Source organism: Galactobacter caseinivorans (assembly GCF_003640665.1).
In the GTDB taxonomy this organism is placed as follows: domain Bacteria; phylum Actinomycetota; class Actinomycetes; order Actinomycetales; family Micrococcaceae; genus Galactobacter; species Galactobacter caseinivorans.
The window spans coordinates 53308-69261 of the sequence record NZ_QQXL01000009.1; the positions used below are offsets into that span (position 1 = coordinate 53308).

Sequence of the window (15954 nt, forward strand, 5' to 3'; positions counted from 1 at the left end):
GATGGGGAGCCGCAAACCTTGGACCGGGCGCCCAGGTGGGCCGCAAAGGTCGATGGGGAGCCGCAAACCTTGGGCCGGGCGCCGGCGTGGGGCGTGGGGTTGGTTGCGTGGGGCGAGCCGGGGGCTGGGCGGGAGGTGTGCGGCTTCCGCGTGTGGGTTTGCGGCTCGGGATCGTGGTTTGCGGCGCCCAGGTGGGCCGCAAAGGTCGATGGGGAGCCGCACACCTTGAGGCGGCACGGACTCCTGGACCTCGCCCCGCCCCGACCCGGACCCCCGCTTAGGCGGCCCGCGCAGGTCGCAACGGGCCCACGCGCAGGCGCCCACCGACGTCCAGCACTTCCACCGCCGTGCCGTACACCTGACTCAGCACCGCCGCATCGCACACCTGGGCCACCGGACCAGCGGCACGCACGCGCCCGTTCTCTAGCAACACCAGACGATCTGCGTAGGAAGCGGCAGCGTCCAGATCATGTAGCACCACCCCCACCGCCGCCCCGCGGGAGGCCAGCTCGCGCATGAGCACCAACGTGGACTCGGCGTGGGCCACGTCCATGGCGGAGGTGGGCTCATCTAGCAGGATCACCGACCCCTGCGCCACCGGGGTGGCCTGGGCGATGACCCTGGCCAGCGCGGCGCGTTGGCGCTCGCCGCCAGAAAGGGTGGTGATGTCGCGGTCCGCGAGCTCCGTGAGCCCGGTGAGTTCAAGGGCATGGGCCACCGCGGTGGCGTCATCGGCGAAGCCCCTCCAGGCGCGGGTCCGCCCGGCGAAGCCCCTCCCGGCGCGGGCCTGACGCCACGGCGTGCGGCCCATTTCCACGACCTCCTCCACCGTGAACGCGAAGGCCACGCCGGAGTCCTGCGGCATCACTGCCCGACGCCGCGCGGCCTCCGCCGTGGGCACCTTGTGGGACTCGCGCGAGCCCAACATGACGCGGCCGGCGCGGGGTTTGAGCTGCCCGGCGGCCACCGCAAGGAGCGTGGATTTGCCCGCGCCGTTGGGGCCAATTACGGCGGTGACTTGGCCGGCGTTGAGGCGCAAACCCACGCCGCTGAGCAGGTCGCGCCCGTCAATGCTGACGGTGATGTGGCTCAGATCAAGGGAAGAGCTCATGCCGCGCCTCCCGGACGCTTGAGGGTGCGCCGCAGCAGCACCAGGAAGAGGGGGCCGCCCACCAGCGCGGTGAAGATGCCCACCGGCAAGTCGGCGAAGGGAATCACGGTGCGCGCGCCGATGTCTGCCAGGCCAAGCAGCACCGCGCCGCCCAGCGCGGAGAGCGGTACAAGGTAGCGGTGGGACGGGCCCACGATGAGCCGCAGCGTGTGCGGCACAATCAGGCCAACAAAGGAGATGACGCCGGCGAAGGCGACGGCAACCCCGGTGAGCACACACACCAGCAGGATCGCCAGGATCCGCAGCCGCTCCACGTTGATGCCAGAGGCCGCGGCGGAGCGATCCCCCAAAGCCAGCACATCCAGCCGCCCGCGCACCCCCAAACAGGCGATGAACCCGAGCACAAAGACCAGCCCGGTCAGCCCCACGTGATCCCAGGTCGCGTTGGACAGGGTGCCCATCTGCCAGAAGATGATCTGCTCACGCGAGGACGTGTCTCCCAGAAAGACCAGGAAACTTGTCGCCGCGCCCGCCACGGCATTGATGGCGATGCCGGTGAGTACCAGCGTCAGCACCACGGCGCGTCCTCCGGATCGCGAGAGCGCCCAGACCACGGCGGTGACAACTAGCGCTCCGGCGAAGGCTCCGGCGGGGAGCGTCCATGGCGCGGCGGCGGAGAAGCCGAAAACGATGGCGACGCAGGCGCCCACAGAGGCCCCGGAACTCACGCCGATGATGCTTGGCTCCGCCAGCGGATTGGCGAAGAGCCCCTGCATCACGGTGCCAGCCACGGCCAGGCACGCCCCCACAAGCAGGGCCAGGAGCGTGCGCGGGAAGCGGATGGTCCACAGGGTGGCGTCCACGCGGTCATTGAGCGGATCGGCGCCGCCGAACAGCACACGGCCGATCGACTCAATGACCTGCTGCGGGGTCGTGCTGAATTGGCCAAGCGAGGCGGAGATGAGCACCACCGCACCGAGCGTCACCACCAGCACGACGGCGGCCGCCCACGCGCGCGCGGCACGGCGGTTTTTGCGCGGGGAGCCGCCGGGACGCTTGCCCGGCTCGCCCTGCTGAGCCGCGGCGTCGGGCGCTGAAGCCGAGCGCGCGGCGTCGGGCAGATCCGTGCCGTGCTGCTGCGCCGCCGGGGCACTCATTACTTGCCCTCGGTGTAGATCGCCGTGGCGAGCGAGACCAGATTGGCGGGCGTGCGCGGTCCGTAGGAGAGCAGCTGGCCGTCCGCGGCGGTGATGATGCGCTGGTTGGCGCCGGCGGTGGTGGCCGCCATGCCCTGACGCTTGATCAGTCCCTCCACGCCGCCGGTGGATTCCACGCCGTCCTTCATGGCAAGCACCACCTGCGGGTCAAGGCTCACGAGGGCCTCAGCGTTGGCGGGTTTGAGCTGCGTGATGCCGTTCTTGGCTGCGGCGTCCTCCAGCCCCAGTGCGGTGACGATGTCTCCCGCGCCGTAGTCCTTGCCCAGGATGAAGAAGACGCCCGCCGTGCCGCGCACGTACAGCACCAGGCCACGCGGCGCCACGGGGGTGTTGGCTTTGAGCTGGCTCACGGTGGCCTTGGCTGCCTCCAGCTCCCGCTCGGTGCGATCCGCTAGTTCCTGTGCGGCTTGGGGCAGGCCGAGGGCGTCGCCTACCTCGTCGATCGCGTCGTCGATGGTGTCCAGGGAGGGGGTGGACTCAAAGCGCACCACGGTCACGCCGGCTGATTCAAGCTGGCGGTACTTGTCCTCGCTGCCGATGGTGGTGTTGGTCAGAATGAGCGAGGGGCGCAGGTTCAGCACTGCCTCGGTGTTGAGGTCGTGGCCGTCCTGTGTCACGACCGGCAGGTCCTTGAGCGCGGCCTGCGTGTCCGAGTTGGAGCGGCCCACCAGGCTCTTTTGCAATCCCAAGCCGATCACCGTGTCGGTGAGGGTGCCGTACAGGTCAAGGGCAAGGAGGCGATCCGTCTTGGCCACGGTGATCTTTTTGCCCGTGGAATCAGTCACGGTGGCGGGCAGCTTGGGCCGGGGGTTCTTCACTGCGGCGGTGACGTCCGGGACCGTCTGCGCCAGGGCCGGACCCTTGAGCGCCAGGGCGTCCTTGCCTGTCACGGTTGGCGCGGAGGAGCCGCCCGCCGCGTTGTCACCCGAGCCGCTGGCAGGCACGGATCCCTGCGGCGCTACCGCCGCGGCGCTGGTGCTCGACGACGGCGGGGCGGCCTGGGTGCCCGGGGCTGCGGTGGCGCAGGAGGCCAGGGCGAGGGCTGCCACGGCGGCCGCTGCGGCGAAGGAGAGGGCGGTGCGTGTCTTCACGGGAGTCTCGATCATCTTGGGGAATCAGCGTGTTTTTTTGGGGGGCTGCGGTGCTGGGGGTGTTAAACGATGAGGGCCGGAGGGCCGGGCGCGGTGGTGACCACGCCCGGCCCTTGTTCCGGATCAGCGCTGCGCGGCGTAGGCCTTACGGCGTGCTGCGAAGGTGATGGCCGCTGCGCCCAGGAGGGCGAGCAGGCCGGCCGTGCCCACCAGATCGGTGGTGTTCTCTGCGCCGGTCTTGGCCAGGTTCCCGCAGACCACCTTGGAGGTGGCGGCGGAGGACTTGCCCACGGACAGGGTCATGGGATCCATGACCTGGCCGGCGCTGTAGAAGCCGGCGAAGGCCTTGGCCCCTGCCGCGGTCAGCGTCACCGAGGCGCCGCTGAAGCCGTTGGCGGAGCCGCCGTTGAACTTCACCGTGGCGAAGGAGACGTTGGACGCGGAGAGGTCCTTGCCCTCCATGTCCTGGCTCTTCACGTTGGCGATCAGGGTCGCCGAGCCGGGCCCGGTGACCTGAACACGCAGCCCGGAGAGCGTGGTGTTCATGAGGCCCTTGTGGCCCGTGAACTGCACGGAGCCCGGGAAGGAGACCGTGCCGGTTCCGGCCGCCGAGAGGGCGCCGGAGCCGGTGCCCCACGTGAAGCCGTTGCCGCTAGCGACGGCCCCGCCGCCCGTGGAGATCTTGCCCTTGGCGATGCCGCCCTTGGTGTAGGAAACGAAGGAGGCCTTCACGCCCCAGCTCAGCGAGACGCCGCCGGACGTTCCCGGCACCGAGACGGTGCGGCACTGCTGCTGAGCGCCAGCGCCCGTGCCTGGTGCAGCGGCCGCGCCGTCGGCGGTGCCGTTGCTGGCGTCCTTGCCATCGCCCGCCCCGGCCCCGGCGATGCCGGCGCCGAGCGAGGTACCCAGGTCAACGCCGTCGACCGTGGCGGCACTGGCGGAGGCCTTGCCGTTGATGCTGACGTTATCCAGCTTCTCTCCGGCGGTGTAGAAGTCGCCCATGGCAGCGGCGCCGGCCCGTGTCAGCGAGGCCTTGGCGTTGCTGAGGGAGAGCGCCTGCGCGCCGTTCGCCGCGGCGCCCGGCATGGCAACGCCGGCCACCACAAAGTCCTTGGACCCGTAGCGCAGGTCCGCGAAGACCACGTTCTTAGCGTTCACGGCCGGGCGATCCATGGTGGGGGAGGCATCCGCCTTAGCATCCAGGATCAGCTGGGCCCGGCCGGCCCCGGTGAACTTCACGCGCAGCTTGGAGAGCTGCATGTTCAGCTCGCCGTGGTGACCGGAGACCTGCAGGGAGCCCTTAAACGCCAGGGTGCCCTTGCCGTCCTTGAGCGTGCCGGTGCCTCCCGTGAAGGAGAACACGCCGTTGTTCTTGGCCTGGCTTGCGCCGTCGACGCCCGTGAACTTGCCCTTGGCGATGTTGCCGACCACGTACGTGCGGAAGGACTGGCGCAGGCCCCAGTTCAGCGTCGCGGAGTTGATGTCCACGGACTTGTTCTTGGTGTTGTCCTTGTCCTTGCCCGGGGTGGGCTTGGGCACGACAACCTCGTCGTCCTTGCCCGGGGTGGGCTTGGGCTTGGGGTCCGGGGTGGGCTTGGGGCCGGCAGTGACGGTGGCGTTGATGGAGAGCTTGTCCAGCTTCTCGCCGGCGGCGTAGAAGCCTGCCATGGCCTTGTTTCCCTCCTCCGTCAGCGTGACGGAGGCATCCTTCAGCGTCAGCTTGGCGTCCTTCAGGACCAGGGCGTTCTTGGGGAAGGTGACCTGGCCGAACTGGACGTTCTTGGCATTGATGGCGGGCAGATCCATGGCCGGGGCGGCGGGCGCCACGGCGTCCAGGATCAGCACGCCCTCCGTCGCAGAGGTGAGCTTGACGCGCACGTTGGAGTACGTCAGGTCCATCTGGCCGTTGTGGCCGGTGAAGTGCAGCTTGCCCTTGAAAGCCAGGGTTCCCTTGCCGTCCTTGAGCTCGCCGGTGCCGCCGGTGAAGGAGAACTCGCCATTGTTGGCAGCCTGGGTCACGCCGCTGGTGGCGGTCACCTTGCCCTTGGCGATCTTGCCGACCACGTACTTGCGGAAGGATTCCTTCACGCCCCAGTTCAGGGTCGCGTCCTTGACCGTGCCTGCCGGATCAACCGGATCAACCGGATCAACCGGGTCAACCGGATCAACCGGATCAACCGGCTCCACGGCGGTCGGGAAAAGGGCCTCGCGCTGGGCGTCCGTCAGGGTCAGCGGCTGGCGCTCCAGCAGGGTGTCGGTGGTGACGTTGCCGTGGGCGGACCACGTGACGATGTCGTACTGGCCGTCCTTCTTGAGCTTGCTCACCGGGGCGGTGACGTTGGTGGAGAAGGCACCATCCACGATCATCGCCTTGTAGGCGAAGCCTGCGCCGAGGGCGTTGTCGCCCGTGATCTCGGTGGAGGTCATCTGGCGATCCACGATGGCGGAGTAGACGCCCTGCGAGCCGTTTTCGGGCTTGTTGGTCGGCGCGGGCAACTGGGTGTAGCCGGAGCCTGCGACCGTGACGACGAGGTTCTTGTCATCGGCGCTCTTGACCGTGGCGGTCGTGGCGCGCTTCGCGGGTTCCACGGCGGTCGGGAAGAGGGTCTCGCGCTGGGCGTCGGTGAACTCCAGCTTGGCGCGGTAGGCCACGTTGGAGTCGGACGGGTTGGTGCGGCGGGGCCACACGATCACGTCGTAGTTCTTGGTCTTGTCCAGGCTGCTGGCCGCGATGGCCTTGGTGGCGCCGGTAAAGTCTGCGGCCACGCTGGTGACGGAACCGGTGCCCAGGTAGGTGGCCTGATCGGCGGAGTAGGGCTTCTCGCGGTCCATCACGGCAACGTGAACGCCCGCTGGGTAGGCGGCGGTGCTGTAGTTGCTACCCGAGATGGACACGGTCAGGCCGGCGGCGGCATCCACCTTCACCTCGTGTGAAGTGGTGGCCTTGGGGCTCGGGAAGAGCGCCTCGCGCTGAGCCGCACTGATCGTCAGCGGCTGGCGGTCAATGATCGCAGCGCCCTCGGGATTGCCGGGCGCGCGCCAGGTGAGGATGTCGTAATTCTTCTCCTTGGCCAGATTGGCGGTGGGCGCCGTCAGGGTGGTGGAGAACGCGCCGTCCGTGATGGCAGCGTCCTTGACGTGGCTGGCGGTGTCGGTGTCCACCGAGGTGGCCTCGGCGCCGCGCTCCACCAGCGCAGCGTAGATGCCCGCATCCATGTTGACGGAGGAGTTGGGCAGGTCCTTGTAGCCGGAGCCATCCACCTTCACGCTGAGGCCCTCGGCCTGGCTGGCCGCCGTGACGTTGGAAGTCGTGACCGGCTTGAACTCGGAGACCTTGGTGAAAGCGCCGGAGATGGACGCCGGGTCCAGTTCGACGCCCGCCTCGTAGAAGCCGGCAAAGGCTTTGTTGCCCTCGGCCGTCAGGGTGGCGGCCGCGCCGTTGATCTCCAGCTTGCCGCTGGCGACGTTCACGCCGGAGAAGGTGATATCAGCAACGTGGGCGTTCTTCTTGGAGAACGCCTCGGTGCCGATGGTGGGGGAGGCGGGCACGTCCGCGTCCAGGCGAATCTCTCCCGTGGTTGGGGAGGTGATGACCACGGACGGGTTAGCGAAGGTCACGTCCAGCTCGCCCTTGTGGCCCACAAAGTGCAGGGAGCCGGTGTAGGCGATGGTGCCCAGGCCGTCCTTGAGCTCGCCCGTGCCTGCGCCGAAGTCAAAGATGCCGTTGCCGCTGCGCTGCGTGGCGTTGCCGGTGGCCTCGATGGTGCCCTTGGCGATGGGGCCTTTCAGGTAGCTGCGGAAGGAGGACTTGACTCCCCACGAGAGGGTCGAATCGCTGACGGCGCCGGTGGCGCCGGCCGCGGCCGAAGCGGCTGGCACGGCCGCCAGGGCGCTCGCGGCAACGACGGCAGTCGCGGCAACCGCGCTGACCAGACGTCGCCAGCGGGGGGACTGGGTGGATGACATGGGTGATCTCCAGGTCTCAAGGGAAAGGGCATGGCACCCGCACTGGGCACTCAAAGGCAACACTAAGCGCACGTTTCGATATAACGCAACACGGGCGTGATGTAACGCCACGAAGGGTCGGTTATGCTTCCCTTAACTTCTAAGAAAGGCTCCCTGCCGTGCACACCGACGTCTCCACCTTCTCGGCTCGCCTGCGCCAGGCGACCCGCCTGGATCACGGCGAGGCCGAGGCCTCAGAGTTCATCTCTTCCCTGATGCAGGGAGAGCGAAGCGGCGCGGATTACGTGCTGTTGCTGGCCCAGTACCGCCCGCTGTACGCGGCCCTGGAATCCGCGGCTGAACGCCTGCGTAGCGACCCGGAACTGGCCGAAATCCTTGATCCCGCGCTGGATCGACTGGCCGCCTTGGACGCGGATCTTCCCGGCCTGGCCCAGTGGGCCGGCCTTGATGCCATCCCCGCCGTGACGCCCGAGGCCCTGGCCTACGCGGACCGCATCACGGAGGCCGGCCTTGACCAGGACGCCTCTCGACTGGTGGCCCATCACTACCTGCGCTATTTGGGTGATCTCTCCGGCGGCCAGGTCATCGGCACGCTCGTGGCCCGCCACTACGGCGTCCCCGCGCACCTCCTGAACATGTGGGATTTCCCACACATCCCCAAGCCCAAGGTCTACAAGGATCGCTACCGCGACCTCATGGACGTCTACGCGAATCAGGAGCGCGGCGATGCCATCGTGATGGAGGCGGTGCTGGGCTTCCAGCTCAACCGCGAGCTCTTCAGGGCCCTCTCCGCCATCTCTCCCCGCACGGTCATCGCGTGAGCACGGCTCGCCCGGCAAGCGCCCGACCCGCGGCGCCCCGCCGCTCACTTCTCAGCCGCGCCACCGCCACGGCGGCAGCGCTGGGACTGCTGGCCTCCGGCGCGGTCGTCGCCGTCGGCGCCACGTCGCTGGAACTGGCGGCCGCCCCGGCGGCCCAGGCCGCGACGTCGAGCACGGTTGATGGTGCAGCCAGCGCCGCAACGCTGAGCTGGGGGCTGAAGGAATCGTTCCGCTCGTACTTGACCAAGCCCTTTGTTGGCGGAGTAATCACCACTTCCGGGGGCGCCACTCAAGGCGCCAACAATGGCGTTTTCAGCTTTGGATCCGGCGCGGGCACTCTGCGCGGCGGCACGGGAACCCTCTCCTTTAAGGGCACCGTGCGCATCCAGGGCCACCACGGACAGATGGACTTGACGCTGTCCAATCCCCAGGTGGTGCTGACGTCCGGCACCGCCGGCGAGCTGCGCCTGGACGCCAAGCTGCCCCAGACCACGCAGACAGAGGCGTTCGAAAAGAAGAACGCCGTGGTCGCGAAGCTGAGCTTCAGCGGCGCGTCGGTCGCGTCCGGCAAGTTGGAACTCAACAACGCCGCCGCCGTCCTGACCGCGGACGGCGCCAAGGCCTTTGGAGGCATGTATTCGACCGGTGACGCCGTAGATCCGGTGAGCGTCCGCGCCGCGTTTGCGGCCCGCACCGCCACCGCGATCAAGGCCAGCGCCGGCTCCTCACAATACGGAACCAACGCCTGGCTCACCGCGAGCGGCCTGCCCTCCGGCGCCAAGGTCGCCTTCAAGCGCGGCTCGACGACGCTGGGTACCGCCACCGCGAACAGCCGCGGCACCGCGGTGCTCAAGGCCAAGGCCGGCGGCGTCGGGACCCAGCGCCTCAGCGCCAGCTTCGGCGGATCCGCCAGCAAGAAGCCCGCCGCCGTGGCCTTCACCGCCAAAGTGAACAAGCGCTCCAGCGCCACCCAGGTGGCCGCGCCGAAGTTCAAGAAGAACACCAAGGCCAAGGCCACTGTGACGGTGCCGCGGCTGGCCGACGGCAGCTACGCCGCGGGAAAGGTCTCCGTGACCTGGGACGTTCCGGGCAAGAAGGCCACCACCAAGAGCTACACCCTGAGCGCCAGGTCCAAGGGCAAGCTGACCGTGAGCGCACCGCACGCCAGCAAGAAGACGGTCGGTCTGCAGGCCACGTTCCAGGGCTCATCCACGACCCACGGCAGCAAGTCCAAGAAGACCTGGGTGAAGGTGCGCTGATGTAGCAGTCGGTGGGTTCAGGACCCAACGATGATGGGCGGTGAGGCACTGTGTGCCGCACCGCCCATCATCGTTCTTGACTGCGGGCCTAGTGCTTCGCTGCTCGCTTGGCGTCGCGGCCGGCCTGGCGCTTGGCGGCCTGCTTGGCGGCCTGCTTGGCCTCCTGCTTGGCGCGGGAGGCCTTGGAGCCGCCCGCCACCAAGGACGTCAGCGCAGTAGCTGCCGTGACAACGCCCACGGATTCCCACGCGCCCAGCTTCTTGGCCAGGGGATGGGAGGCACCAAAGGCGCCCACGTACAGCAGCGTCAGGGCGGTGGCCCGGCCCGCCCCCGCATCCTTCTTCCACCGCGCGAACGCCAAAGCGCCAGCGGCGGCCAGGACGGCGCCTCCGAGCTGGCGATTGCCGGTCTGCCTGGCGGTGGCGTAACCGCCCACCAGTCCGGCGGCGGTCACGATGGCGGTGGACGGCGAGGCCATGTCCCACTCCTAGGGTTCAGAGAAAATGCGCTGTTGTGGGGCCCGGATAGGGGCCCCACAACAGCCTAAACCTTGGCCGAGTTTTAGGCCTTGCCGGAGCGCTGGGACTTGGCCTGTTCGCGTGCCTCGCGGCGCGCGGTCCTGACCATCGCCGCATCCTGGTTCAAGCGGCGTCGGGCACTGAGCAACGCAACAAAACCGGCCGCGATCCCCAGCGCCCAACGCAGCCCATGACGCGGAGGAATGTCATCCGGGCCAATCGGGTTGGCCATGGCACGCAACTCACGCCCGGTCTGCACATCCCGTGCCAGGGCAATCTCCTGCTTCTTGCTGACCACCGTGGAGCGCGGCGGGAGCTGCAGCTCCTCCTCGGCCTTGAGCCCGGACTGCAACTGCTTTGCGCGCTCCGTCTCCGCATCCACCTCCGCACCAAAGAGCAGCACGGAGTTGGCGATCCAGAGCCACAGCATCAGGGCGATCAAACCACCGATGGTGCCGTACGTCTTGTTGTAGTTGGCGAAATTGGCCAGGTACCAGCCAAAGCCGGCGGTCGCCAGGGCCAGGACCAGCAGGGCCACGACGGCGCCGATGGACAGCCACGGGAAGCGCTCGCGGCGCACATTCGGGGTGAAGTAGTACAGGCTGGCAATCATGAGGATCACGATGATGATCAGGACCGGCCACTTGGCGTAACCCCAGATCGTCAGAGACTGCTCGCCCAGGCCCACGAGGTTGCCGATGGTGGTCGCCACCGAGCCGGAGAACACCAAGATGCCCACGCAGAGCACCGCGCCAAGCAGCACGCCCAACGTCAGCAGGTACATGGCCGGGCGCAGGACCAGCGGTGAGCGGCCCTCCGGGGTGTCGTACACCTTGTTCATGGCGCGGCCGAAGGACACCACGTAGTTGGAGGCGGTCCAGATGGCACCCAGCACACCGATCGCAAACGCGAGCCCGGCGCCCTGGCCGTCCGCCAGCTGCGCGATCATGGGCTCCAGCGCCTTGGCCACCTCAGGTGAGCCGTACTTCTTGATCGCGTCAATCATGAAGGCGGTCGTTGATTCCGCCTGGCCCACCAGGCCCAGGATGGAGACCAGCGCCAGGAGGGCGGGGAACATCGCGAAGAGCGAGCGGTACGTGAGCGCCGCCGCCAAATCCATGCACCCATCACGGGTGAACTCGCGGATGGCCCTGCCGAACAGGTACTGCCATGCGGTGCCAGGTAGCTTGCGCACAGACTCGATCTGATCCGCGTCCGTCGCTGCGACGTCCTTGGCCACGGTCCCCTCCGTTTCTGGGGGCCGGCGGCCGCCCTTCGTTCGGAAGGCTACCGTGCCAGGTGCCGTGGGGTGGTGCGGGGGCAGAGGGTGTTGAGCCCCGTGCCCGGGAAATTAACGCGGCGCCGGCGAGTCCCGGGAGGAGCGCGGGGCAAACGTCAGCCCGGTGGCGCGGGCGGCCAGCCCGCGTGCGGCAGGGTCAAAGAGCAGCCCGATGCCCGCGGCCAGCACCCACAGCCCGGCGACGGTGCCGAGCCACTCTGGCGCACCTGGCACCAGCTCCGAGGACAGCAGCCACAGTGTGTAGCCGGCCCCGCCAAACAGGGCGCGGACCAACGCCCAGATCAGGGGAGCGCGCCGACCGTCCTGCCGCGCGACGTCGAGCCAGACGCACCGCTGCCCCCACGAGGCGCGGCGCGGGCCAAGCACCGGGAGGAGCGTGACCGCCAGCGGGAGTAGCCAGCCCAGCCACGCCGCCCACGTCGCCGCTCCGGCGGGGAGCCCCATCCGGTGCCCCTCCGCGCGCACCAACTCAACGATGACCGCGGCGGCCACGCCGGCGGCGCCCACAAAGGCAAGGTCAAAGACCATGCCCCAGAGCCTGCGCCCGCGGCTCAGCGGGCGGCGGGTGGCCGTCGCAGTCAGTTGTCCCGGCGTTTTAATCCACTTAAACAGCGGCGTGAGTGCCAAGAGCACACCGACCAGCGTGCCGAGGGTATTGGTCGTCAGGTCGCCAATATCGGCCACGCGGTAGCGGCAATAGAGGCCAAAGATGCCTGTGTATTGCGTGGCCTCGATGCTCAGGCTGGCCAAATAGCCCAGCGCCACCGCGCCGACAGGGTGGATCCCGAGCAGGCGCACCGCCAGGATTCCAAACGGAATGAAGAGCAGTACGTTGAGCGCCAGCTGCCAGAAAGCGAGCTCGTGCAGCCCGGAGACGAACCCGTCCCTCATTGCGTAGCGGAGGTCATTCACGGGTCCCATCGGGTTCAGCGAAAGCCCACCGGCTGGCGCCACACACGATTCCCGGCGCGAGGCAGGCAGCGGCAACTGGGTAAACGTGCCCACCGCAATCAGATAAACGATGGTGGCGGCGCCGGCCAGCGTGCGCCCCCAGGTCAGCCGCCCAAAGCGCCGGTATTGCAGAGCGAGCAAGAAGACGCCGCCGAGCAGGATGCTGAGCCCGCCAAACAGCACGGCGACGAGGCCCGGATACAAAACGGCGGAGGTGTTCATAACGAACGATTCTATGAACGCCCGACGCCGCTGGGCGAGTTTGGTGGGCAAGCGCACCTTGGCGAGGAGGCGCGCGGGCGGGCCGGTTTACGCCGAGTGCGGACCCACGGCGATGAGCAACGCGACCGCGAGCGAGGTCAGCGAGGCCGGGTCGGAGAGGCTGATGCCCAGCTCATCCTCCACCTTGGAGATGCGGTGATAGACGGCCGGGCGTGAGAGATACAGACGCGTGGCGGCGGCCTGCTTGGAGCCCCCGGTTTCCACGAGCGCGCGCACCAGCGCCAGGTCCTGTTCGCGGCCCGTTGCCAGAAGGGACCCCAATTCCGATGCGGCAAAGCGTTCGCACCGCGGGTCCGACGCCAGCATGGCCATGAGCCCAGGCAAACGCACATCCGCGGCGCGGAACCAGAGCCGCGCGTCGGGGGAGTGGGTGTGAGGGGCCGCGCCGCCGGAACCGGACAGGGTTGCGAAACCCGACCCAGCGGCGTCGGGCAGGGTGGCACCCAGCTGCCGCGCGGCGTCGGCCACATGGTGCGCCTCGGCGAGGTTTGCCGCCGCCTCCAGCACGCCGCCCGCCGCCGGGCCGACGCCCACCCAGCGCTCGCCGGGCGCCGCAGCCGTGACCACAGCGCGGGCCACCCGGTCCAGGGTGGTGCCGCGGGGCGCGCCGCGGCCCGGGGCCAGCAGCACCGCCACCGCATCGCTGCCGGCGTGGCCCACCAACGCCGTGGCGCCGGCCTTGGACACCGCGCGCTGCAGGTCCTCGCGCAGCGCGCGCTCCGCCCGCGTGGCCGCCAAAGGGTCATCGCTCCGGGCGGGAACTCGGATGGAGAGCGGGATCAACCGCCCACCGGAATCTAGGCCAAGGGACGCGGCGCGCGCCTCCGCCTGCACATCGGTGCCCGGCCACTGCGCCAGCTCAGACAGGAACGCCGACTGCGCCAAAACCGCCAGATCGCGGGCATCCCGCTCCGCCATGAGGTGCAACGCCAGGGCCTGTGCGGCGCGCTCCGCCACGTGCAGCGCCGTGGCGTCGCTGCGATCCGGGACCAGCAACCGGCCCCAAGCGCTGTCCCTCACAGAGACAAGCACCGCGGTGCCGGCCGCGCGCTGGTGCGGGTCTCCCAGGTCGACGCCGCGTGGCTGGGTGCCGGGGGCTGTTGCCGCGCCGGGGTCTGGCGCCGTTCCGGGGGCTGTTGCCGCGCCGGGGGCTGTTGCCGCGCCGGGGGCTGTTGCCGCCCCGGCGACCTCCACGACGCGCCCATCCGGGTCCTCCAGGAGAACCGCGGTGCCCAGCATCGACGCGGCGGCGCCCACGATCTGTGCGGGGGAGGCGTCGGAGAGCGCCAGGTCGGTGAACGTCTCGTGGATGCGCCGATTGGCTTCCAGCTGCTCCAATTGCTCGGCGACGATGAGGCGGTGCACCGCCTCCGTGATGTCCACGAAGCGGACGCGCTGATGCAGGATCACTACGGGCAAGGTGGCCCCGGCGGCCGCTGTGCGCAGGGCCTGGCGGGTGGGTTCGCGGCCAGGAGGCAGCTCCACGATGACCCCAGCGGCGCCTGCCCGCTCCAATTGCGCCAGCTGCGCGGCGGCGGCCGCGGGGTCCGCGCCGATCATGAGCCCGGTGGTGAGGACCAGCTCGCCGCCCTGGAGAAGCTCCGCGATGCGGAGCTGTTCGCTGACGTGGACCCAGCGCACTACCGCGTCCAGCCCTTCGCTGCCCGCGATCAGTTCGGGGTGCCCTGCCGCGACGGTGGGCAGGTTGAGGACGGAACGCACGGTGACCAGCATGGACACAGTGTAAATGTGATACCCAGCTTTCTTTACAGGGTGAGTGATGTGTGGCGGTGGTGTGGCGGCAAGGATGGAGCCAAGGGAACGCGGCGGCCCGTCAACTGGAGGCGCGCCGGGTGTCCCAGCGACATCGCACGCAAGAGCAACCGCAACATCGCAGGCAACATCACAGGCAAAGGGACGAACATGGCGCTGACGCAGCACTGGATCAACGGAGCAGAGACCTCGGGGCAAGGCGGACGCCTCTCCGATATCACGAACCCGGCCACCGGCCGCATCACCGGGCAGGTCACGCTTGGCTCCCGCGAGTTAGTGGACCAGGCCGTGGCCAACTCCTACGAGGCGTGGAAGTCCTGGGGCTCTATCTCCCTGGCCAAACGCGCCACCGTGATGTTCAGGTTCCGTGAGCTGCTCAACGAACGCAAGCCGGAACTGGCCGCAATCATCACGGAGCAGCACGGCAAGGTGCTAGATGACGCGCTCGGTGAGATCAGCCGCGGCCAGGAGGTCGTGGAGTTTGCCTGCGGCGCCCCGCACCTGCTGAAGGGTGGCTTCAGCGAGAACGCCTCCACCAACGTTGACGTGCACTCCAAGCGCCAGTCCCTGGGCCCCGTCGCCATCATCTCCCCGTTCAACTTTCCTGCCATGGTGCCCATGTGGTTCTTCCCGGTGGCCATCGCCTCCGGCAATACCGTGATCCTGAAGCCCTCGGAGAAGGACCCTGCCGCCGCGAACTGGATGGCGCAGCTGTGGAAGGAAGCCGGCCTGCCGGACGGCGTCTTCAACGTGGTGCACGGCGATAAGGAGGCGGTGGACGCCCTCCTGGACCACCCGGACGTGAAGGCCGTTTCCTTTGTCGGCTCCACCCCGATTGCGCAGTATGTCTACGAGCGCGGCACCGCCAACGGCAAGCGCGTTCAGGCCCTGGGCGGCGCTAAGAACCACATGCTGGTCCTGCCGGATGCGGACCTGGACCTGGCCGCAGACTCGGCGATCAACGCCGGCTTTGGCGCCGCAGGCGAGCGTTGCATGGCCATCTCGGCGCTGGTGGCCGTGGGCGAGATTGGCGACGCACTGGTCGCCAAGATTGCCGAGCGCGCCCGGACGCTTCGCACCGGCGACGGAACGCGCGGCTGCGACATGGGCCCGCTCGTGACGTCGCAGCACCGCGACAAGGTGGCCGGCTACATCGAGGCCGGCATCTCCGCCGGCGCCACCCTGGTGGTGGATGGCCGCCCGGGCCAGAGCGCCGATCAGTTCGACTCCGACGGCGAGGGCTTCTTTGTTGGCCCCACGCTCTTTGATCACGTCGGCGAGGACATGAGCATCTACCAGGACGAGATCTTTGGCCCCGTGCTGTCCGTGGTCCGCGTGGACTCCTACGATGAGGGCCTGGCCCTGATCAACCGCAATCCCTACGGCAACGGCACCGCGATCTTCACCAATGACGGCGGTGCGGCACGCCGCTTTGAGAACGAGGTGACGGTGGGCATGATTGGCATCAACGTGCCGATCCCGGTGCCGATGGCGTACTTCTCCTTCGGTGGCTGGAAGGCCTCGCTCTTTGGGGACTCGCACGCGCATGGCACCGAGGGCTTCCACTTCTTTACCCGTGGCAAGGTGGTCACCAGCCGCTGGCTGGATCCCAGCCACGGTGGAATCAACCTCGGCTTCCCGCAGAACGACTGAACTCGCAAGAAC

The 15954-nt window shown here is 68.7% G+C and carries 11 protein-coding genes; 3 read left to right on the top strand and 8 right to left on the bottom strand.

Translation table 11 applies throughout. The features are described 5' to 3' along the window. Positions 1-277: 277 nt before the first annotated feature. From DWQ67_RS12995 to DWQ67_RS13010, 4 genes are all read right to left on the bottom strand, one after another. On the bottom strand, positions 278-1111 hold the full coding sequence (locus DWQ67_RS12995; protein ID WP_121486034.1) for a heme ABC transporter ATP-binding protein: 834 nt from the start codon (positions 1109-1111) through the stop codon (positions 278-280). Then, positions 1108-2268, bottom strand: a complete 1161-nt coding sequence (locus tag DWQ67_RS13000) for a FecCD family ABC transporter permease (protein WP_121486035.1) — start codon at positions 2266-2268, stop codon at positions 1108-1110. The genes DWQ67_RS12995 and DWQ67_RS13000 overlap by 4 nt, the downstream gene beginning before the upstream one ends. Then, positions 2268-3419 carry a heme/hemin ABC transporter substrate-binding protein gene (locus DWQ67_RS13005; protein ID WP_158595457.1) on the bottom strand — a complete coding sequence of 384 codons (1152 nt, stop codon included), beginning with the start codon at positions 3417-3419 and terminating at the stop codon, positions 2268-2270. Before DWQ67_RS13005 ends, DWQ67_RS13000 begins: the two co-directional genes overlap by 1 nt. Before the next feature lie 123 nt (positions 3420-3542). After that, on the bottom strand, positions 3543-7385 hold the full coding sequence (locus DWQ67_RS13010) for an HtaA domain-containing protein (RefSeq protein WP_121486037.1): 3843 nt from the start codon (positions 7383-7385) through the stop codon (positions 3543-3545). A gap of 158 nt (positions 7386-7543) precedes the next feature. Between DWQ67_RS13010 and DWQ67_RS13015 the strand changes: the two genes are divergently transcribed. Both DWQ67_RS13015 and DWQ67_RS13020 read left to right on the top strand, forming a co-directional pair. Further along, positions 7544-8206, top strand: a complete 663-nt coding sequence (locus DWQ67_RS13015; protein ID WP_121486038.1) for a biliverdin-producing heme oxygenase — start codon at positions 7544-7546, stop codon at positions 8204-8206. Next, on the top strand, positions 8203-9465 hold the full coding sequence (locus DWQ67_RS13020) for an HtaA domain-containing protein (protein ID WP_121486039.1): 1263 nt from the start codon (positions 8203-8205) through the stop codon (positions 9463-9465). Before DWQ67_RS13015 ends, DWQ67_RS13020 begins: the two co-directional genes overlap by 4 nt. Positions 9466-9553: 88 nt before the next feature. Here DWQ67_RS13020 and DWQ67_RS13025 read toward each other — a convergent pair whose 3' ends face one another. The 4 genes from DWQ67_RS13025 to DWQ67_RS13040 all read right to left on the bottom strand — a co-directional run bounded on the left by DWQ67_RS13025 (position 9554) and on the right by DWQ67_RS13040 (position 14250). After that, positions 9554-9943, bottom strand: coding sequence for a hypothetical protein (locus tag DWQ67_RS13025; protein ID WP_325049636.1), 390 nt, complete (start codon positions 9941-9943; stop codon positions 9554-9556). Between the two features lie 83 nt (positions 9944-10026). Beyond that, positions 10027-11223 carry a YihY/virulence factor BrkB family protein gene (locus DWQ67_RS13030; RefSeq protein ID WP_121486040.1) on the bottom strand — a complete coding sequence of 399 codons (1197 nt, stop codon included), beginning with the start codon at positions 11221-11223 and terminating at the stop codon, positions 10027-10029. A 111-nt stretch (positions 11224-11334) separates the two neighbouring features. Continuing rightward, positions 11335-12456 carry a VanZ family protein gene (locus DWQ67_RS13035; RefSeq protein WP_121486041.1) on the bottom strand — a complete coding sequence of 374 codons (1122 nt, stop codon included), beginning with the start codon at positions 12454-12456 and terminating at the stop codon, positions 11335-11337. Positions 12457-12543: 87 nt separating this feature from the next. Beyond that, a complete protein-coding gene (locus DWQ67_RS13040) occupies positions 12544-14250 on the bottom strand; it encodes a PucR family transcriptional regulator (protein WP_147433702.1) in 1707 nt (568 codons plus the stop codon). 189 nt (positions 14251-14439) lie between these two features. Between DWQ67_RS13040 and DWQ67_RS13045 the strand changes: the two genes are divergently transcribed. Beyond that, positions 14440-15942 carry a CoA-acylating methylmalonate-semialdehyde dehydrogenase gene (locus DWQ67_RS13045; protein WP_121486043.1) on the top strand — a complete coding sequence of 501 codons (1503 nt, stop codon included), beginning with the start codon at positions 14440-14442 and terminating at the stop codon, positions 15940-15942. The last annotated feature ends 12 nt before the right edge of the window (positions 15943-15954 follow it).